We start from the raw sequence: 20,415 nt of genomic DNA on the forward strand, positions 1-20,415 counted from the left end.
AAAGACTCGCCAATTTCAAAACAATTTGAATAATTCCTTCAAACAGACACATCCATTTCGTACAATTTAGATGCTATTAGAAACATAAAAAAACACACCATGCCAACAAAGGTTGAGATGATGTGTTTTAATTTGGTTCCTATTTCACTTTTCGCTCGTTTGCATATTCTGCTGCCGCAGTAAATACAACGTCTGATGATGAATTTAGTGCTGTCTCACATGAATCTTGAATGACCCCAATGATGAAGCCAATTGCCACAACTTGCATAGCAATATCATCTGAAATCCCTAATAAGCTACATGCTAACGGAATTAATAACAGCGATCCTCCCGCTACACCTGATGCACCCGTTGCTGAAACAGCTGATAGAATCATTAAAATAACAGCCGTTAAAAGATCTACTTCAACGCCTAAAGTATGAGCCGCCGCCATCGTTAAAATTGAAATCGTAACAGCCGCGCCCCCCATATTGATTGTGGCGCCTAAAGGAATCGAAATTGCATACGTATCTTTATTTAGCCCAAGCTTTTCTGCCAACGCCATATTTACTGGAATGTTGGCTGCAGAACTTCGCGTGAAAAATGCCGCCACACCACTTTCTTTTAAGCTTGCAAACACAAGTGGATATGGATTGCGACGTGCAACAATAAATACAAGTAGTGGATTGATAACTAAAGCAATAAAGAACATTGTACCGACTAAAATCATTATTAAACGTCCATACGATGATAATGTATCAAAACCAGTCGTAGAAATTGTTTCAAAAACAAGTCCCATAATTCCAAGTGGTGCTAAACTAATCACCCATTGTACAACTTTTGTAATGGCATCTGATGCGTTTGAAATAAACGTTTTTGTCGTGTCATTTGCTGCTTTAAATGCGAAACCTAAAATAACAGCCCACGTAAGAATCCCCAAATAATTGGCGTCCATTAAAGCACTCACAGGATTCGATACCATATTAAACAATAACTTTTCTAGTACTTCTGCAATGCCGCTCGGTGGTTCAATTTCCTGTATACTTGTCTTTAATACTAGTGTCGTTGGGAAAATGTAACTTACAACTACAGCTACAAAGCCCGCTACAAATGTACCTACTATATATAACATGACAACCATTTTCATATTTGTCGCCTTGCCCCCTACGTGAGAGGCAATCGCATGAATGACTAATATAAATACGAGGATTGGTGCCACTGCTTTTAATGCATTGATAAATAGTGAACCAAATATTGAAATAACCGACAATTGATCAGGTAATAATAAAGCAAACACAACACCAAGTATGATCCCTGCAATGATTCGGTTAACGAGGTTGATGCTATTCCATTTTTCAAATAAACTTTTCATTTTTCTCCTCCAAAATTATCCGATGTACATAGTGAATTAATAGTCTATATGATTTCAATTCAATTTTATTTATATCAAAATAATACATTGTATTTATATAAAATACAACTGTATTTTTGAGACGCACACATTAACTCTGTTTATATAGGGTAATCTGCATGTTAATACTTTTATCCCGAAAAATAACCCCTAAAACCATTACAATACTCCTTATATTGAAATAGAACACTTCCTTTTTAACTGTTTATTTTAAATTTTATTATTATTTTTAACCTATTTTTAACCTTTACTCTTTAAATTGATACTAAGTAGATAATAATTAGGAGTGAATGAAAATGCCAAACAATAAAATACAGCCATATCTTGAATACTGTACAATCGAATTTTTAAAGCCTGGAGATGTCGTAAACGAGGATTTATATGTAGAGAACCGCCGACTACTATCAAAGGGCCATGTACTGACAGATCGAATCATTACTTTATTAAAAAATCGCAACGTAAAAGAAATATGCATACAGAAAACACAGATGGACAATTGCAATACAGAGATGGAACCCGAAGTACATTTCACTAAACCTGTTTTCAATCAAATTCAAATACAACTTGGCTATGACTATTTACATGTATTGGGCTCTTTAAGTTCGGAAAGACGTTATGGTCGAATTTTAAATAATTCACTGGACATTCAATTTTTAAAAAATTTATTTATTGACTATATGAAAAACCCGATATTATACAGATATATTGAAAATCTCAAATCGCATGATGAATGTACGTATTTGCATTCTATAGATGTCTTTACGATGGCTACATTATTTGCGCTTTCAGAAGGGTTAACAGACATTCAGGAAACGGCATTGGGCTATTTATTTCATGATATTGGGAAACTGATGGTACAAGAAAGAGTTTTATTGAAACCAAAAAATTTATTAAAGACAGAGTATACGACGATCCAACTCCATGCACTCGATGGTTTTCAAATATTAACTGATATTGGTTTTGAAAATATTGCTTATTTAGCAAAGTCTCATCACGAACGATTAGATGGTTCTGGTTATCCAGAAGGCTTAATCGCCCATCAGCTGCCAATAGAATTACAAATTTTACAAATAATTGACGTCTATTCTGCGATGACAATGGATAGACCTTATAGGGATGCTGTTTCAGCTAATATCGCACTTACACAGTTGCTCAAACAATCGGCTCAATTTGACAGTGATTTAGTTCATCGGTTTATCGATTTTCTTGGAATCTACCCTGAAAATGCAGTCGTCCTTTTATCTGACTCTAATCAAGCGATTGTCGAAAAAGTGAATCCTTTATACCCCCTACTCCCTGAAATTAAATTAGTAAACACAGGGCATCGGTTGACATTACCAATCGATTTAAGTATTACGATTCAAAAGTTTTTAACGCTACCTATTGATTCTCCAGAAAGTTTATTCGTAAAATTTTCCGATTATCTTATTTTAAATGATGACATTCAAACAGATTATTACTACACTCGACTAAAAGATCATTTCGAACAATCTGAATGGTTCACGCAAATTTATCTTCCTGTCTTCCAAATCATAAACGTCGTTGAAAATAATAAAATGATCCCGATAACCCGTTCAGAAGCCATTAAAATTAAATTTTTATCTTTAATTAAACAATCGTTAACACATTATCGCCATCGCGATGCTGAAAAGAAAAAAGTCATTATTTTTACTAAAGATATTGAAACCTCTATTCATGCACGGATTTTTGAAGGTTTATTGCATAATTATAATTTTTATCCATTTCCAGCCGACCTTGCTCAATCTAATGTACAAATAGAACATCTCATTGCCCAATGTCATGCTGGGGTAGTCATTAGTATTGGGAAAAAGTTAAATGTACGTCTGCCAAGTACAATTGAGCATTATCATCTTACAGAGCAACAATTAGAAACATTACTTTCTCGTTATAATGGTACAACTACGCTAAATTTAAACCTTACAAATGATTTAAAATACTTTATCAGTAATAATCCGCTATTCCCATCTATTTAGGAAAGGTGCTGTTGCAAATGTTTAATGAAACGCGAAACTTACAAACACTACTTAGCCGTAGATATGTCCAAAAATATGATCGCATGATGTTTGTTCAAATAATGCCTTCAGTTGTCACAGATGAGCAGGCTCAAACACAGTTAGATTTATTATCATTAAAATCAAAGGATAATCCTTGGTTATTTCAGCCCGTTGGATATGCCTTACTTGATCAGCACTATGTCATTGCTTATGAAGATTTTACAGGGCAAACATTGCAGCAGCATTTGAAGGATATGCCCCTTCCTATTCATCAAGTGCTAGAAATTGTTATTGAACTAACTAACGCCTGTGTTAATATTCATCAGCACGGCGATATTATTGAGCATTTTTATCCCTCACTCATATATATTCAGCCACAAACAAATAAAGTAAAAATGCTTGCACCGATTGCAATTCGTTGGAATATCGCAAATGAACAAACATTTCAAGTTCCACTAAAAATGGATGAACTCCCCTATTTAGCGCCTGAACAAACAGGGCGCGTTGCATTAAATATCGATGAACGTACGGATTTATATTCAATTGGTGCTGTTCTATATGAAATGGTTACCGGAACACCGCTATTCCAGACAAATAACACAATGGATAATTTATATTATATTTTAACAAAGTCTCCAGATTATTCTTTACTCGAGCAGCATTGTCCACTTATTATATTGCGCAAAATTATACTAAAATTATTAAGTAAAAATAAAGAAGAACGTTTTCAAACTGCTTTTGGCTTACGACTAGACTTACTTCAAGCGATGCAATTACTCATTACGGGTAATTTAACGGATGAATTTAGCATCGGCCAAAACGATTCTGTACTACAGCCTAAGCTTTCTACCAAACTATATGGCCGACAAACCGAACAAAATTTATTAAGTTCCATTTTTCATAAAGTACAAAATGGAAGCAAAGAACTTGTTTTTATTCAAGGAGCTTCAGGCAGTGGAAAGTCCTCTATTGCCCAATTCTTAATGCAAGATACATTAATAGCAAAAGGTTATTTCCTTGAAGGGAAATTCGACCAATTACAAGAACAACATACATTCCAACCAATTATCGAACCGCTTCAACAGCTATTACGACAAACCTATTTAGAAGGCGAACAAACAATGGCTGCGTTTCAAAAAAGTTTGCTCGATGTTGAACTGATGTTGACTGAAAGCTTAGTACATATACTCCCTGAACTACATTTTTTTATGAATGATAAAATACGCATCGTCAAAGAAAGTAAGCAATACACATTGCAAATGAACGCTTATATTTTTTCGTCCATCCAAAAGATTTTAACCATTTTTGCACGCGCGCAAAAGCCGATTGTCATGTTTATTGATGATATCCAGTGGGCCCAACAAGAAACTATCGAGATTTTGCAAAACATTTACGAACAATATAACAGTGGTTACTTTCTTTTAATTATTGCCAAGCGTGAAGAAAATTGCGATTTAGATGAACCTTATTTCTTATGGCAAAAAGAACTACATACTTTCACTAGCATTCATGTTCATTCGCTCGATCAAGATGCCGTTTTAAATTGGATTTGCGATTCTCTGCAATCCCAATGTGATACTGCCCATCATATTGCACAACGCCTATATCAAATGACGCAAGGAAATGCTTTATTTATTCAAGAAGCTTTTCGTATGCTATTAAAGAATAAAGTCATTTTTTATAATATTAACAGTTCCGGTTGGGAATATGATGTGGAGCAATTACATGAAAGCATCGCTAACAATGAGTTATTCGGATTTATTGAAAACCGTATAAGCAAGTTGTCACCTGAAGTTCAAGACATCTTGCAAAATGCTTCCTGCTTTGGACGTATTTTTAATTTTAATTTACTATCGAAAGTGGTTAATATCCCAGTTTACGACTTACTAATCCATTTGGAAGAGCTAATATTACAAGGCTTTATTATTACCGTTGATAGTCAATTCAGTTTTACTCGTCCGACAATAACCCAAAATGAACAAGAGCTTTCTTCTATGCATTTTCAATTTATTCATGATCGTATCCAACAGTCAGCCTATGAAGCACTTAGTCATGAAAAACGATTGGAAATTCATTTTTCGATTAGCCAACTGTTGCAAAAGGAAGACGACTTTATGCCGTTTCTCCATGAGCTAGTCAGGCAGTTAAACTATTGTAACGAATTGCTTTCACCTTCCGAACAACAGCAACTTGCAATTTGGAACTTTGAGCTTGGCATACAAGCTAAAAACGCTGGGTTATATAGTACAGCACGACAGTATTATAAAGATAGCTTACGATTTCTACCTAAAGATAAATGGACAAAGTTTCGCGAAAAGACAATTCAACTATTTATGGAAATCGGTGAATGTGAATATTTAGTTGGCAATTATGAGCAATCCCGAATCTATATATACGAAGCGCTGAAGCATACTGAAACAGCACTTGAAAAGTTGAAGATTTACCGCTTAATGTCACTTATTTTTATTGAGGTAGAAAATAGCGAATTAGTCATTGATGCTGGCTTTAAGGCCATGGAATTATGCAACTTGAACATCCACCGAGAACCAACAAAATGGCATGTAGTGCAAGAATTTTTATTATTAAAGGTAGCATTACGTAACAAAACAAATGAACAAATACTAAATTTATCACCCATTGAAAACGAAGAAATTGACGTTGTTATTCAAATAATGATTAATATTGTTAGTAATTCATTCCGCATGAGCCCTAATTTAACGGGGATGATTTTACTGCGTTTAATGCGTCTTCAGCTAAAATATGGTACCCCAACTGAGAGTGCCATTGTATTTATTAATTATGCATTATTATTAATTTCTGGTTTTGATAATGTGAAGGAAGCACTACGCTTTGCTAAAATCGCTTTATCTATGGCAGAAGATCAAGATAACTCCTATATTAAATCCCGTGTCTATTTTATTTATGGGATTTTCCTAACCCATTGGGAAAAGGACTTTGAGCAAAGTATTCATTATATGCGAACAACTCAGCACTATATGGAACAGCTTGGGATGTACTATACAGTGACGGCTACTTCATGTTTTTTATGTAGCGCGCTATTAATTGATGGGCGTTCGATTCAAGAAATTCAAGAAGAAATCACTTATCAACAATCGCAATATGAAAAATATCCAAGTGTTCTCGCAATTGATTTTTTAGCGGAAATGAAAGATTGGATGGAGGCATTAAAATCTCCTGAACAACAGCCTCATTGGCACGCACCCATTACATTAAAAGATGAAGAAGCCGTTACTGTTATGCACTATACTTTACGTTTACGGATGGCTTATTTATTTAAAAATGAGGTGCAATTAAAGCAGTTGCTCAACTATTTAGCAAAGCAAAGTTCAGAAGTGTACTCTTTGCCAACGACACCCGTTTATTACTTTTTACGTGGACTTTGTCATATTGATTTTTTAAAGGGTCATATGGCGCCTCCTTGTTCTAAAAAGATGCTATTATCAGAGCTAAAAGATAGTATGCGTCGTTTTAAAAAATGGGCAAAGGAAGCACCTCATCTTTATGAACATTTGTACTTAACGTTGCTCGCTGAGTTTCAATATTTGAATAAAAACTATGCACAGGCCACATTGTACTATGACCAGGCATTACAACTAGCAACGATGTATCATTTCCCACAAGATGAAGCAATGATTTATGAACGTGCTGGAAAACTATTCATTGAGTTAAATCAAGCCGCAAAAGCGCGCTATTATATTTCGCAAAGTATTAACAAATTACGCGAATGGGGTGCCATTACGATTGCCAATCATTGGGAAAATGAATATTCTAATTTTGTCATTCAACAAACACAACCAATTCAACCGACTGTTTCATTTGACATAATTAGCTTATTAGAAACAACGCATGCGCTAGCAAATGATATTAGTATCGAAGAATTGCTACAAAAACTATTAATTTCCATAATAAAACAGGCAAATGCAACTTCTTGCCACTTTATTCGTTATGCTGAAAATCATTTTTACACATTTGCTAAAGTTGCTATGGAGCATGATCAATTTCAGTTCACAGTATTACCAGAGCAAATCGATTTCGCAATAAAAGGCGTTGTAGATTATTCCTTACTAGTAAACGAGCCACTCGTAGAAGGTAATTTAGTAAATAATAAATATTTTAGCCATTTAAGTGTACAAGCAAAATCATTTTTATGTATGCCCATTCATTATAAAGGGAAAATTCAGGCCTTTTTATACTTAGAAAATAACTTACTTGAGAATGCCTTTAATGCCGTTCAACTAGAATTACTACGCATTATTGCAACTCAACTGGCCGTTACACTCGAAAATGCAGAAATCTATTCTGATTTAGAAAGCCGCGTAAAAGAGCGTACAGCCGCCTTAGATGAAATGAATATTTACTTAAAAGATGCCAATGATCGTCTCGCTATGAATGAGCAAGAACGTAAAAAGTTAATCCAAAGTATATCGCATGAATTACGTTCCCCGCTCACATCAACATTAGGCTTTATTGATTCAATTTTGGATGGTGTTGTTCAAGATCCTGAACAGCAAATTCAATATTTGCAACGCAGTCGCGAAAGGCTCATCGCATTAAATCGTCTCATTCAAGATTTATTTGAACTGACAAAGCTTGAAGCAGGACGATCAGAATTTAACTATACAAAAATGTCTATACAACACTTTTTTAAAGATTTTGCTTACCGCTTTGAGGAGGAGGTTCATCAAGCAAATCTCGCTTACTCCGCTTCTAGCACTTTACAGTCTGACTTATATGTTCAAGTGGATTTATTGCGAATCGAGCAAGTATTGTCTAATTTAATTTCTAATGCTATAAAATATACGAACGAGGGGCAAATTTCACTTTCGATGTCTATTCAAAATAATGAGCTTCTTTGTGTCATTGAAGATAGCGGGATTGGTATTCTTTCAAATGAACTACCATTTATTTTTGATAGCTATTACCGCGCATCAAATTCAAATCAATTGAATTCGCACGGGATTGGATTAGCGATTTGTAAAGAAATCATTACACAGCATGGTGGGAAGATTTTTGCGGATAGTATTCATAATCATGGCTCCAAATTCTATTTTACTCTCCCGATTTCAACTGAAAATAACAGATCGAGTTACTTATAAATAGAAACAAACAGTCTGACTATGTTATTTTAATAGAGTATATTTACTTTATAGGGAGGGAAAACCATTGTCGCTTTATAAACGTGGCTACTTCTTTTTACTAATCGGGATTATTTTACTAGCTATTTCTGTATTTGTAACGGTAAATTTAAATATTTGGGTATGGGGTGCCATCTTTATTTTAAGTATATTGTTATGTACGGTTGGTATTATTTTATTGATCATCCATCTATTTAGAGAGGTTAAAAAAGATAAAGAAAAAAATAGTTAACAAAGAAAGCACGATGAGCTGGATTAAAACCGGCTTCATCGTGCTTTTTTAAATCATTAAAATCTCCCGAATATCTTCTTCTGTTAAAGTAGTCGTCGAATTCCCTTCAAAATCAAGAATATCTGCAATGAGATGCCGCTTTCTATCTTGTAGCGCATTCATTTTTTCTTCAATTGTGCCGCGTGCAACGAGCTTAATAACTTGCACTGTATTTTTCTGCCCCATTCGATGCGCACGACTTGCTGCTTGTTCTTCAACCGCTGGATTCCACCATAAGTCATATAAAATAACCGTGTCTGCACCAGTTAAATTCAACCCTGTTCCACCTGCTTTTAAAGAAATTAAAAACACATCACGCTCCCCATCGTTAAATCGGTCGCATAGTTGCACACGTTCCTCTGAATCTGTTTGTCCATCCAAATAAAAATACGCTTCATTTTGACGAGTTAGCTCTCGCCCAATTAGCTCCAGCATTTTTGTAAACTGCGAGAAGATTAACACCCTTCTGCCCGAATGTTTCGACTCTTCAAGTATTTGGAGCAGCTGCTCAAATTTTGCAGAACCTCCTTTGTAACCTTCAACAAATAAGGCTGGGTGACAACAAATTTGGCGCAGTCTCGTTATACCTGCTAATATGCGAATTTTATTTTTCTTGAACGTTTCTTTGTCGAGGTGTTTAAATGTATCCTCTCGCAGCTTCGCCAAATACGCCGCATACAATTGCTTTTGTTCATCCAACAGCTCTGAAGATTCTAAAAGTTCATTTTTAGCAGGCAGTTCTGCGAGGACATCTTCTTTCAATCGACGTAATAAAAAAGGCCGTACTCTCCGTGCGATATCTTTTCTTGATAAGGGACTATATGCCTCCAAGCCTTGAAATAATTGTGGGAAAATTACATGATACAGCGACCATAACTCCTCTTGATTATTTTCAACAGGTGTTCCCGTTAACCCAAAACGATAATCCGCATTTAACTTTTTAACGGCTCTTGCTGTTTGGGTCATTGGATTTTTAAATGCCTGCGCCTCGTCAAAGAAAACAGTATGAAATGTTTGCTTTTCATACCACGCTAAATCACGACGCAATAATGGATAAGAAGTAATAAAGACATCCAACTCGCCCCAATCTTTTTGCAATGCCTTCCTTGCCGCTTGGTCGCCATCTATGACAAGCACTTGCAATTCAGGTGCAAATTTCATCATTTCATGGAGCCAGTTGTACGTTAAAGACGACGGGCACACAATTAAAACAGGTTGCTTGTTTGCGCGAATAGATGCTAATTCAGAAACGATGAACGCAATACTTTGCACCGTTTTCCCCAGCCCCATATCATCCGCCAAAACACCGCCAAATCCGTAGCTTGCTAGTTGCTTCATCCAGTTAAATCCTTGCTTTTGATAGCCTCTTAAAACACCTGCTAAACTCGGGGGGACATCAAAGTTCAATAGCTCAGGTTGCATTAATTGTGCAAGAAACTGGCGGAATGATTGTTCTGGTGTGAATACATTACTATCATCAATCATTTCTAAAAACTTTAAGCTTTCTAAAATTGGCATTGCTAATGTCGCTTCATATTGATCATCCTGTACCGGACCTGCTAGTAAGAAACGACGGATTTCTTCCATTTCTTTCGTTTCAAGTGAAAGTAAAGAATCATTCGGCAAGCGATAATATTTTTGCTTCACTTCAAGCGCTTGTAAAAGGCTTTTTATTTCTTTATTTGTAATGCCATCCATCTCAAATTTGAATTCGAGCCAATTTGTTCGTTCTTGTTTCACTTTGACGACTATTTTTGGAAAGGTCGTTGGTTTAACGAGCCGATTTCGCACAGCAGTCGTCGCATAAATTTGCGTAAGCTGTCGAAGTTCTGGCATGACATGGTATAAAAAGGCGTATTCCAACTCTTCATTTTGCATAAAATAGCCGCCATCTGTTTTCGTAAAACCGCTTGCATCCATTAACTCAAGTATTTGCCGTTCCTTTTGTTCATCCCGGATAACCGTCAAATTTGCTATGTCATCAGCGTTTTCAAGCGGCTGAATCACGACATGATCATAATGAAATTCTAGCCCAGCCAACAATCGATTTTTCAGACGATCTAAGTAAAGTTTCGCAACGAGTGGGGTTGTCATCATTTCCTTCATTAGCTGCTCGCTTAATGTGACATGCCCCAATTTGCGCAAACCAGGGATGACCGTTTTTAAAAACTGAGGCATTTGTTCCTGTGAAATCGGCACAACGCTCGTATTTGGCGCAACAAGCATATGTTGCAGCTCTGTTAAGCGTGTACAATCCTGTTCTTCTAATTGATATATACAGCCATTACTAACAACACATTGATAGGCACTGAAGAGCGTCATTCCTTCAAAGCCTTTCACTAGTAATTGATAGTGCTCACCTTGTTCTTCCACTAAAAATTGTAATGGTGGGACACCCTCTGCTAATCGTAATGGCTGTTTGATGTGTTTGTCTTGTTCAAGTAATACATCTGTTGTTTGAGTAAGTAAAGATAAAAGCCCTTTCCAAGCAGATGGCGGTATAAGTAAGCCTTCCAGACTACTGCTCGCCTCATAAGGTAACGTCTCGATAAACATTTGTTCATCACGGGCAACACGAATCAATTGATGCAGCACCGCGTCTACTTCGTTAACAAAGCAATGTTCATTTGGATTAAAAGTGAAGTTTGAAGTTATTGGATAAGGTTTCCCTTTACTTAATTGCTGAAGAAAATCGCGAATCGGTATGATTTTCATGTTTTCCACTAAAATTTCGGTGCTAAATAAATATTGTCCTTGCCCAATCGAGATAGGCTTCAGTAATAATTGAACTTCTAATATTTGTCTGTTTTCAAAATGGAGCTGGTGGCGACTTTTTCTTGTTGGCTCCTGTTGAAAGAGCCTCATGAATCCCGCTGACAACTCATTTCTACCCGAAAAATGTCCGAGTTGTCGCTGTTCATGAAGCGCGATTAATACAGCCGCCACATGTTGACAACTTTTATCAAAGCCTGCGAGTGTCGGACAGCTACAAGATGTTTGAATCTTATCATGCTTATCTTTTTCGATTGTGACATGAAAAGTTTCTGCTCCTTGTACAGTCGCGTTGCATATGTCTGAATTTTGATCCTGTATGCTTACTTTACCTGTGCGAAGGAACGTTTCCCCTCTTTTGAAGGAGACAGTCCCGCACATTTCTTTTATTATTTTTGGATTGATTTTAATATCCATGCTCACCGCTCCTTCTATCTAGGTCCATTTTTTATTTATCATAACACAAACCATTAGCGGTATTGGATTTCCTGAAGGTGCACGTCTATTCTATATAGACCTCACCGTTTGGTTGTAATGGGTCTACCGATTTTCATGGTTATCCGTCACTTTCAACTTTCTATCCGCCCATCCCGGTTTTCATCCTACCCATCCCGTGTGCAAATAACAGGATTAATTGAGTAAACATGTTATCATAGAGCTATACTTAGAAAACAAGGAGTTGTTCATATGGCACAGTCATTACAAGGGAAAATCGCCTTTATTACAGGTGCAGCACGAGGTATCGGGAAGGCAACAGCTTTTGCACTTGCGAACGAAGGGGTGCATATCGGCTTAATCGCACGTAACGAAGATGCATTACAAACGGTGGCAGCGCAGTTAAAAGAACTTGGCGTGAACACAGCGTATGCGAGTGCAAACGTTGCGAATTTAGAAGAAGTAGAAACAGCGATTGCTTCTTTAACAGAGCAGCTTGGTTCTGCTGATATTTTAATAAACAATGCAGGTATCGGTAAATTTGCTAGCGTGTTAGACATGGATCCGGCAGAATGGAAAGAAATCGTGGATGTGAATTTATTCGGAACATACAATGTGACACGTACTGTTTTACCACAGCTCATCGAGAAAAACGGTGGCGATATTATTAATATTTCGTCAACAGCAGGTCTTGGAGGCGCAGCTACTTCAAGTGCATACAGTGCGTCAAAATTCGGTGTGATTGGTCTAACTGAATCATTAGCACAAGAAGTTCGCCGTCACAACATTCGTGTAACTGCACTTACACCAAGTACGGTTGTAACTGACTTAGCACGCGATATGAACTTAATCGACGAGGCGAAAGCTGAACGATTAATGCAAGCGGAAGATATGGCTGAACTGATTGTTTCCCAGCTAAAACTAAACAAACGCGTTTACTTAAAGAACGCAACAATGATTACAACAAATCCATTTTGATTATGAAAAAACTGAGCTACTAACCAGCTCAGTTTTTTTCATTTCCCCCTATCCCAACTCATTCAAATAATCAAAAATTAACGGCACATTCGTTGCACGCTTTAATGAATTAATGTCCTCAGAAATGAAATCCCAGCTTGCTTTATATGTATCCTCGCAACTTTCATTTCTTGGGACGGGCATAAATTGATTTAAAAACTCTTCAACCGGCATCGTCAAATCATCTAAAAAATCCTCCACTTTTTCCATCTTGGAACCTTTTTCAGGATTCATTTCATTGAATAATACATGCTCTAAATTTCTTGAAAAATAATAAAGTTGATAGCTAAACGTGGAAATATACGCTGCCGATTTCATTATTTGAATATTTCTAGAACGCACTAAATTTCTTTCTTCCATTTTTCCCTTTTGCGTTTCAGAACTGACACTAATGCAGCCTTCTAAATACTTCGTTAAACCATTTTGCTCGGCATCAATCGTAATATTAGACGGTCCTACAAAACAGCCATCCGTATCTAAAATATGCAGCACAACTAATATATCCGACGAGTTAAACCTTCTTTTAATTAATACTTCTTTCACTTTATCTCCAATTAGTTTTTTAATTGGTTTTGATTTTTGGTCAATTTGATAAAAAATATCCCCTCTGTACGGCTCAAACCGAATTTCTTTATCATTAAATAATTGCCTTAATCGCTCAATTAGTAATGTCTCATCCGTATCGCCCTCAACTAGTAAAATAACGACTTTCTTTTGGGCATTAGTCAATGATCCTCCCTGCTTTCCTAAATGATTTCTTAATGTCATACATATTTGTTTCATTGTAAATCTGCTCATCCTGTCCGCCTAACTGAACAGCTCGTAAATAAATATCCCGCGCATTGCTTAATTTCTTTACGCCTTTTAATTGTAAATAACGTTCTTCTTCATTTAGTGTCGTAAACCATAAGTTATGAATTGGAAGAACTTCTAAAATACGTAAATTATGTGATGTGAAAAATAATTGCCCTTTACCATTTTCACTAATGACTTCTAACATCTCACCTAATAAATATTCAAAAATGCCCGCATCTAATTCATCAATGACCACACATGCATTCGGATTGTTATACACCGCAATTAGCGTACTTAATATAGAAATAATCTTCAGTACACCTTGTGATTCACAACGCAGCGGCAGCTCAATTTCATCTTTCACCGATAAAAATTCAAAGCGAATGCCGTCTTTCCCGTTGCTCATTTTCTCAAGATTAATTTTACGAACTTTCACGTGAAGTCCTGGGATAATCGTTCTTAATACGACATTTGTTTGATCAATTACCTTTTGGATCGTTGCAAACATTTCCTCAGACAACAGCATTGTATCTCGCAATTCATAAGGAATGTTCCCTCTTAAATTTTCAAGATGAATACTGAAGGGCATAATAAGATTAGCGACTAATAAGCCATATTGAATTGTATCAATGACATGAAAATCCTTATTAAAATCTTGGCGTAAATTGATAATTATTTCTCGTTCTTCTTCACTCAAAAATGCTTCATATACGTCTTTCAGCTCTTTCCGAAAAACAAATGACGTGGCATTTTCCTCTGCCATCCGGTCCGCTACCATCATGTTTACACGATTCATTTCTGAAAATGCTTCCATCTTTTTATTTCGAAATGAAATATTTCGTTCGTTTTTCGAGATGATTTCCTTATATCTTTTGCCACTCGTATTTTCTTTATAATATAAATTTTCACCTAAAACGCTTAGATTATCCGTACCTTCTTGCAATATGACATGATATTTAACAAAATACTCCCCTAACTCATTTGTAATTAAAAATTCAAATTGTAGCTCTACCTGTTTTTCTTTAAAATAAATCAATTTTTCTTTATTCATTGGTAATGTATAGGAGTTTAATAAACTTTTTAATAAACTAAACGCTTCGACAACGGCCGTTTTCCCCGAGCCGTTTTGACCATAAAAGCCAATGACATCCGCTTCGTATTTACTGAAGTCAGAATTTGTTTTAAATTCACCTTTTTTTACATTTTTTAAATGATGAATGCGAGCACTTTTCACACGAATTATTTTCCCCATTTCAATTCCCCTGTCTCTTTAATTAGATACAAAAAAGTATATCAAATCTATTTAATTTAAATAATGGATATTTTTTTATCAATTTTCATTTTAATACTACTATTTACTTCATTTTAACGACTATACACTATTTCCGAATTAGATTTTAAATTGCGATCATTTAACTGATAAATAAATGCCTCAATGCTAAAAACGCCATTTCATTGTTTGAAATGGCGTTTTTAGAATTATTAGTAGTATGGAAAAAGCTGCCGAAATCATACTTCGACAGCTCTTTAATCAAATACGCATTGGCGTAATTGCGTCCAGATTTTTTCGAGCTCACTCGAAAAAATCTATAACATCCGCCGGGGCATAAATTGATTCAGCTAAGGTTGGAATCCCACCTATAGCAGTAGGGGAATTCTATACCTATCGTTTTGCATTGGGTACAAATGAATTTGCTGAATCAAGTTAGATTATCGTGATTCTCTTGGTGGTACACACACTTCGCATTTTCTTTGATTATTATTTTTAAATTTCGTAAATGTTTTTTCGAAATTTTGCCCACATGCGCATTTAAATAATAACTTTTGCGAAAATCCATGATACTCAGTAGAAAGTAATTTACTCTCTGAATTTTTCACTACAAACTCACGGATCTTGTCAATCGTCCATTTTTTATTCATCTTCAAACATCCTTCCAATTAGGCTTAACATACCCTAATCCATCTAAGTGCTCTATTATAGCATTTTTTTGATTACTGTTGTAGTTAGGTGGAATGAAATGTTTTCGGATTTTCAGGTGAGGCTATTTTATTGTTATTTAGTATTTTCCAACTTTAAAATAATATGGGTATACTTTTTAAATTCATCTAAGTGTTTTTCAAGAATACTTAGTTCTAGTGCCTGGTAATCATGAACCGCAATCTTACGAAAACTTACCATATTTTTTAATATTTCCGATAAATTTGCATCTATAACACCTGCTTCCTCCAGTAACTGGAAGCTCTCTCGACTGGCTTTTGGTACACCTAATTTTCTTGTACTAACAAGGTGCATCGCTAAGTCAATACTCGCTTCACAAGCTCGTTAAATATTCAGAATGATACTATCTTGTTTTGTGAAATTTTTTAGATTTTCTGCGTTTCCTGCATACTCTTCTTGGATACGATTAACACATCGCTCAATTGTCGTGACCTTATTAATTACAATATCATTCACCAAATACACTTCCTCGCTCATTTATATTTTGAAAGATTTCTGCTCTTTGTTCATTTAATGTCACATACATGGAATAAGCTTTCATTTGTTGCTTCACAAATTCATTTTCATCCTGACAGTCTAATAGCTTACCTTCTGAAAAAATTTGCATGGAAAATACAGTATCAATTGTTTTAATTTCTACAAGATTCACCTCAACACCTAAAATGTCCGCCAAATCACCTGTAATTGAACTACTCCCACCTACGCTATCGCTTAGAGGAGGGAGATTCTTGACTGAAACCCCTTTTAGATGGAGATTCACCGAGCAATCCCCGTAGTCCCTACGGTTTGAAGCCTTAATGCTTCTTGTAGAATATTGATGCTTGCGTTAAGATCTCGGTCATGTTGCGTATGACAGTTTGGACACGTCCATGTTCGGATAGCGAGATTCTTTACGTCTTTATGTTGATAGCCACAATGTGAACAAAGCTGGCTAGAGGCAAATGTTTTACCTACTCGAATCACCTGTTTGCCGTGCCATTGTGCTTTGTACTCGAGCATATGCGCGAATTCTGACCAGCTCACCTCACTAATGGCTTTGGCAAGTTGGGGATTTTTTTGCATCTTACTGACACGCAAATCTTCAATTCCAATGACGTCGTGGTTTTTGACAATTTCAGTGGATATTTTGTGTAAGTAATCGTGCCGTGCATTGCGGATTTTCTCATGAATTTTTGCTACTTTTATGCGCTGTTTTTGATAGTTTTTCGCTTCATCTAATGGACAGTTTCGTTTGATGGCCCCCTCTTTTTTACAGGCTAAAATGCGTTGTTCTTCTGCTAATTTTGCCTCTAGCTTACGGAAAAACTGCGGGTTGGCGTAGGTTGTACCGTCAGATAACTTTGCGAATTCTTTGAGACCAACATCAATGCCGACGTTTTTCGTTGTTTTTGGGTAGGCTTGGATGTCTGTTTCAGCTAAAACTGCGATGAAATACTTACCTGTGGGGCTTCTTCTAATGGTTATGCTCATGATTTTTCCTGTAATTTCTTTGGATTTTGCGAATTTCACATGACCTAGTTTCGGGAGTTGGATGCGACCTTTGATTATTTTGATATTATCATTCGTCATTTTTGTCGTATAGCTTTGTGTGGGGTTTTTCTTCGATTTAAAACGCGGTGCTTCGTTTTGCTGTTTGAAAAAACGGTCATAGCTATCCGCTAAATGTCGTACTGTTGTTTGAAGGGCAATGCTATCTACTTCTTTTAGCCAGCTTGTTTTTTCTTGTTTTTTTAATGTTGGCAGCATCGCGGAGCATTTTCCATACGACAAGCCTTTACCTGTTTCCTTGTATGTGGCTTGCCACTCAGCAAGACAATGGTTGAAAATGTAGCGACAACAGCCTATTGTTTTATTAATCAATGTCGTCTGTTCCTTTGTCGGATAGAGACGGAATTTATACGCTTTATACGTCAACAATCGGTTCACCTCCATTTCTTACATTCTATCAAACAGAATATACGTTCGCAAGTGTAAGAAAAAACTTTAGGCTACCGCCTACCGACATTCATCTCCCACTTACTTATTGGGCTATGCCCTACACATTCCTTGAAGTGGAAGTCTTCTGTCGGATAATGATAAAAATGTATCATATGGAGATAATGCCACCTCACTAAAATAAGCAATATCGATATCACAATCTTCACGCTGCGTATTTTTTGCATAAGAGCCAAATAGAATAATGAAAGTTGGAGAGAATCGCTTTTTTATAGCTGCTACACATGTATTTAACTGTTCTTCCGGTACCATTTCCAAGCCCTCCATTAAAATGATTACTGGCTTTATTATACACATATATCTGCTTTCAAAATACTTTCAGATGATCACTATAAAGTTGCAGGTCTGCTGCACAAGTTATAGAGCATTTCTTTGAATAAGAATTGCTTTTCATTTTATTTAGAACATAAATATACAATAAAAATATTTTATTATTCAACAAAATTTTATTGATATTCGATAAATTTTATATTAGAATCAATATATTATTAAATAAGTGAGGTGCTTTTTATGGAAAACGTAACAACGTTATTTTTAAAAATAGCAGTTATTCTTTTGGGAGTCCCAGTTCTTGCTCTATGCATCTTTTTGGTTCCTGAGATAGCAAATGTTGCAGCACAATTGCTTCCAAATTTTGCTTTTATAAAATATGTCGTTTTCATCGCTTTTGATGCATCAGCAATCCCTTTTTACTTTGCTTTGTATCAGGCTTTCAAATTGTTACGCTATATTGACAAAAATAAAGCTTTCTCTGATTTATCAGTAACAGCTTTAAAGAAAATCAAATACTGTGCCATCACAATCAGTATTTTGCATGTGCTAGTTTGGCCGCTCTACTATATCTTTGCGGAAGTAGACGATGCACCAGGAGTTATTTTTATCGGATTGATCGTTCCTTTTGCTTCGATGGTTATTGCAGTCTTTGCAGCTGTTCTCCAAAAACTTTTACAAGAAGCAATTACGATCAAATCTGAAAATGATTTAACGGTCTGAGGTGAATAACAATGGCAATTATAATCAATGTTGATGTGATGTTAGCAAAAAGGAAAATGAGTGTTACAGAACTTTCAGAGAAGGTTGGAATAACAATGGCGAACCTTTCTATATTGAAAAATGGAAAGGCAAAAGCAATTCGATTCTCCACTTTAGAGGCAATTTGTAAAGCCTTAGAGTGTCAGCCTGGAGATATTTTAGAATACAAAAGTGACGAGGACAGTTAAACATTTTAGAGGAAACTTAAAAGAACAATTATTAAAGGAGGTATAACGATGGGCATTAACAATTGGATTACCGAAAATATTACGAACCCTCATGAGCTAGAGAGAATGTATAGAACAGACCCAAAAGCTTTTAAAAAGTCATTCTCACACGCATGGGAACAAAATCCTGATTCTGAGGTGCTTGGTGCTTGGTATGAAAGATTGCATTTCAAAGAGACGTCAAATACAGGGAAATCCCCCATGCTTCAAAAAGGATTCTTATTCATGGGCATTTTAGCCATTATGGCAGGAATATGCACGAGGATCATTTTTCATTTTGTCGAACAGGAAGCAATTGCTCCAATTAACCTAGCTTTTGGTATCATTCCCTTTATTGCCGCCTATTTTATTTACAATAATAGACCGAAAAAAAATGTGATTTATTCCCTTATAGCATTGTTCCTAATTTCCGGAATTTATCTTAATATGCTGCCGATCAATTATAAAGACAGTATTATCCTTGCTTATTTACACCTTCCCATATTCTTATGGGTATTAGTAGGGCTTGCATTTACAGGAAATGAATATTCAAAAGGCAGTACAAGATTAGCCTATATTAAATTTAATTTGGAATATGGTATTCTTTACGCCAGCATGGCAGTTAGCGGAATGGTACTCGCAGCATTAACGATGCAGTTATTTAGCTTTGTTGGTTTGGGTATAGAAGAATTCTATTTTAGTAATGTCGTTTTATTTGGTGCTGCCGCTCTCGCAATTGTGGCTGCATACTTAGTATCAATGAATCTTAAACTTGCTAAAAATATTACACCATATATAGCGAAAATTTTTAGCCCCCTTGTTCTGATTACATTGGTGGTCTATCTTATAACAGTTGTATGGGTCGGAAATAATCCATTTTTGGACCGCAATTTCCTAATAGCCTTTAATGGAATACTTCTTGGTGTATTGGCCGTTACTATATTTTCCATTACAGAGAGTGACTCAGACGAGAAAAAGAACATTTCACATTATATAAGTTTTGCTTTAATTGTTCTTGCGCTTATCATTGACAGTGTAGCTTTGTCAGCGATCGTGTTCAGACTTTCTGAGTATGGGATTACGCCTAATCGACTTGCTGTATTGGGAGTAAATATACTGATCTGGGCAAATCTAATTTGGATTATGCTTTCCTATATGCGTTTTCTACAAAACAAATCTGGACCAGCAACGATTCAAGATGCAGTTACTAAGTATTTGCCAGTCTACGGGCTTTGGGCGGCTTTCGTTATCTTTACTTTTCCTATAATCTTTTAATTAGAAAGGCTCTGTTGATGAAGTATGGACTTATTAGGCTAGCTCAACCAAAAAGGG

The 20,415-nt window shown here is 35.9% G+C and carries 15 protein-coding genes and 1 pseudogene; 7 read left to right on the forward strand and 9 right to left on the reverse strand.

Annotated features, from left to right (window positions below; translation table 11 throughout):
* Positions 1-139 precede the first annotated feature (139 nt).
* Positions 140-1,351 (reverse strand): serine/threonine transporter SstT, encoded by a 1,212-nt coding sequence (sstT, locus tag MHI10_RS17050; RefSeq protein WP_340787478.1) that lies wholly within the window; start codon positions 1,349-1,351, stop codon positions 140-142.
* A 335-nt stretch (positions 1,352-1,686) separates the two neighbouring features.
* Between sstT and MHI10_RS17055 the strand changes: the two genes are divergently transcribed.
* From MHI10_RS17055 to MHI10_RS17065, 3 genes are all read left to right on the forward strand, one after another.
* Entirely contained in the window at positions 1,687-3,384 is a 1,698-nt protein-coding gene (locus tag MHI10_RS17055) for an HD-GYP domain-containing protein (RefSeq protein WP_340787480.1), read from the forward strand.
* A 17-nt stretch (positions 3,385-3,401) separates the two neighbouring features.
* The gene (locus MHI10_RS17060; protein WP_340787481.1) at positions 3,402-8,522 is read left to right on the forward strand and encodes an AAA family ATPase; all 5,121 of its coding nucleotides are present in this window, start codon (positions 3,402-3,404) and stop codon (positions 8,520-8,522) included.
* A 67-nt stretch (positions 8,523-8,589) separates the two neighbouring features.
* A complete protein-coding gene (locus MHI10_RS17065; RefSeq protein ID WP_340787482.1) occupies positions 8,590-8,793 on the forward strand; it encodes a hypothetical protein in 204 nt (67 codons plus the stop codon).
* A 48-nt stretch (positions 8,794-8,841) separates the two neighbouring features.
* On the opposite strand, the gene MHI10_RS17070 is transcribed toward MHI10_RS17065, so the two are convergent.
* Complete coding sequence (locus MHI10_RS17070) at positions 8,842-12,021, reverse strand: DEAD/DEAH box helicase (protein WP_340787483.1); 3,180 nt, start codon at positions 12,019-12,021, stop codon at positions 8,842-8,844.
* 270 nt (positions 12,022-12,291) lie between these two features.
* On the opposite strand from MHI10_RS17070, the gene MHI10_RS17075 reads away from it, so the two are divergent.
* Positions 12,292-13,017 (forward strand): 3-ketoacyl-ACP reductase, encoded by a 726-nt coding sequence (locus tag MHI10_RS17075; protein WP_340787485.1) that lies wholly within the window; start codon positions 12,292-12,294, stop codon positions 13,015-13,017.
* A gap of 48 nt (positions 13,018-13,065) precedes the next feature.
* On the opposite strand, the gene MHI10_RS17080 is transcribed toward MHI10_RS17075, so the two are convergent.
* The 7 genes and pseudogenes from MHI10_RS17080 to MHI10_RS17110 all read right to left on the reverse strand — a co-directional run bounded on the left by MHI10_RS17080 (position 13,066) and on the right by MHI10_RS17110 (position 18,097).
* Positions 13,066-13,785 (reverse strand): hypothetical protein, encoded by a 720-nt coding sequence (locus MHI10_RS17080; RefSeq protein WP_340787486.1) that lies wholly within the window; start codon positions 13,783-13,785, stop codon positions 13,066-13,068.
* Complete coding sequence (locus MHI10_RS17085) at positions 13,778-15,103, reverse strand: AAA family ATPase (RefSeq protein WP_340787488.1); 1,326 nt, start codon at positions 15,101-15,103, stop codon at positions 13,778-13,780. The genes MHI10_RS17080 and MHI10_RS17085 overlap by 8 nt, the downstream gene beginning before the upstream one ends.
* A 458-nt stretch (positions 15,104-15,561) precedes the next feature.
* Positions 15,562-15,771 carry a hypothetical protein gene (locus MHI10_RS17090; RefSeq protein ID WP_340787490.1) on the reverse strand — a complete coding sequence of 70 codons (210 nt, stop codon included), beginning with the start codon at positions 15,769-15,771 and terminating at the stop codon, positions 15,562-15,564.
* A 133-nt stretch (positions 15,772-15,904) separates the two neighbouring features.
* Positions 15,905-16,309, reverse strand: a pseudogene (hepT, locus tag MHI10_RS17095) (type VII toxin-antitoxin system HepT family RNase toxin).
* On the reverse strand, positions 16,299-16,610 hold the full coding sequence (locus tag MHI10_RS17100; RefSeq protein ID WP_340787492.1) for a hypothetical protein: 312 nt from the start codon (positions 16,608-16,610) through the stop codon (positions 16,299-16,301). The pseudogene hepT and the gene MHI10_RS17100 overlap by 11 nt, the downstream one beginning before the upstream one ends.
* Positions 16,607-17,782: an IS200/IS605 family element RNA-guided endonuclease TnpB gene (gene tnpB, locus MHI10_RS17105; protein ID WP_340787494.1), complete on the reverse strand. Its 1,176-nt coding sequence runs from the start codon at positions 17,780-17,782 to the stop codon at positions 16,607-16,609. Before tnpB ends, MHI10_RS17100 begins: the two co-directional genes overlap by 4 nt.
* A 96-nt stretch (positions 17,783-17,878) precedes the next feature.
* A complete protein-coding gene (locus MHI10_RS17110; protein ID WP_340787497.1) occupies positions 17,879-18,097 on the reverse strand; it encodes a nucleotidyltransferase family protein in 219 nt (72 codons plus the stop codon).
* Positions 18,098-18,355: 258 nt separating this feature from the next.
* On the opposite strand from MHI10_RS17110, the gene MHI10_RS17115 reads away from it, so the two are divergent.
* From MHI10_RS17115 to MHI10_RS17125, 3 genes are read left to right on the forward strand one after another with little or no spacing between them, the layout of a single operon-like run.
* Positions 18,356-18,838: a DUF2975 domain-containing protein gene (locus MHI10_RS17115; RefSeq protein ID WP_340787498.1), complete on the forward strand. Its 483-nt coding sequence runs from the start codon at positions 18,356-18,358 to the stop codon at positions 18,836-18,838.
* Positions 18,839-18,849: 11 nt separating this feature from the next.
* Positions 18,850-19,065 carry a helix-turn-helix domain-containing protein gene (locus MHI10_RS17120; protein ID WP_340787500.1) on the forward strand — a complete coding sequence of 72 codons (216 nt, stop codon included), beginning with the start codon at positions 18,850-18,852 and terminating at the stop codon, positions 19,063-19,065.
* 48 nt (positions 19,066-19,113) lie between these two features.
* Positions 19,114-20,358, forward strand: coding sequence for a DUF4153 domain-containing protein (locus MHI10_RS17125; RefSeq protein ID WP_340787501.1), 1,245 nt, complete (start codon positions 19,114-19,116; stop codon positions 20,356-20,358).
* Positions 20,359-20,415 lie beyond the last annotated feature (57 nt).

This window comes from Solibacillus sp. FSL K6-1523 (assembly GCF_038005225.1).
Taxonomy (GTDB): domain Bacteria; phylum Bacillota; class Bacilli; order Bacillales_A; family Planococcaceae; genus Solibacillus.

Coding starts and splice junctions, on each gene's coding strand:
- sstT (WP_340787478.1), bottom strand. CDS start 1,351: ATGAAAAGTTTATTTGAAAAATGGAATAGCATCAACCTCGTTAACCGA.
- MHI10_RS17055 (WP_340787480.1), top strand. CDS start 1,687: ATGCCAAACAATAAAATACAGCCATATCTTGAATACTGTACAATCGAA.
- MHI10_RS17060 (WP_340787481.1), top strand. CDS start 3,402: ATGTTTAATGAAACGCGAAACTTACAAACACTACTTAGCCGTAGATAT.
- MHI10_RS17070 (WP_340787483.1), bottom strand. CDS start 12,021: ATGGATATTAAAATCAATCCAAAAATAATAAAAGAAATGTGCGGGACT.
- MHI10_RS17075 (WP_340787485.1), top strand. CDS start 12,292: ATGGCACAGTCATTACAAGGGAAAATCGCCTTTATTACAGGTGCAGCA.
- MHI10_RS17085 (WP_340787488.1), bottom strand. CDS start 15,103: ATGGGGAAAATAATTCGTGTGAAAAGTGCTCGCATTCATCATTTAAAA.
- MHI10_RS17090 (WP_340787490.1), bottom strand. CDS start 15,771: ATGAATAAAAAATGGACGATTGACAAGATCCGTGAGTTTGTAGTGAAA.
- tnpB (WP_340787494.1), bottom strand. CDS start 17,782: ATGGAGGTGAACCGATTGTTGACGTATAAAGCGTATAAATTCCGTCTC.
- MHI10_RS17110 (WP_340787497.1), bottom strand. CDS start 18,097: ATGGTACCGGAAGAACAGTTAAATACATGTGTAGCAGCTATAAAAAAG.
- MHI10_RS17115 (WP_340787498.1), top strand. CDS start 18,356: ATGGAAAACGTAACAACGTTATTTTTAAAAATAGCAGTTATTCTTTTG.
- MHI10_RS17120 (WP_340787500.1), top strand. CDS start 18,850: ATGGCAATTATAATCAATGTTGATGTGATGTTAGCAAAAAGGAAAATG.
- MHI10_RS17125 (WP_340787501.1), top strand. CDS start 19,114: ATGGGCATTAACAATTGGATTACCGAAAATATTACGAACCCTCATGAG.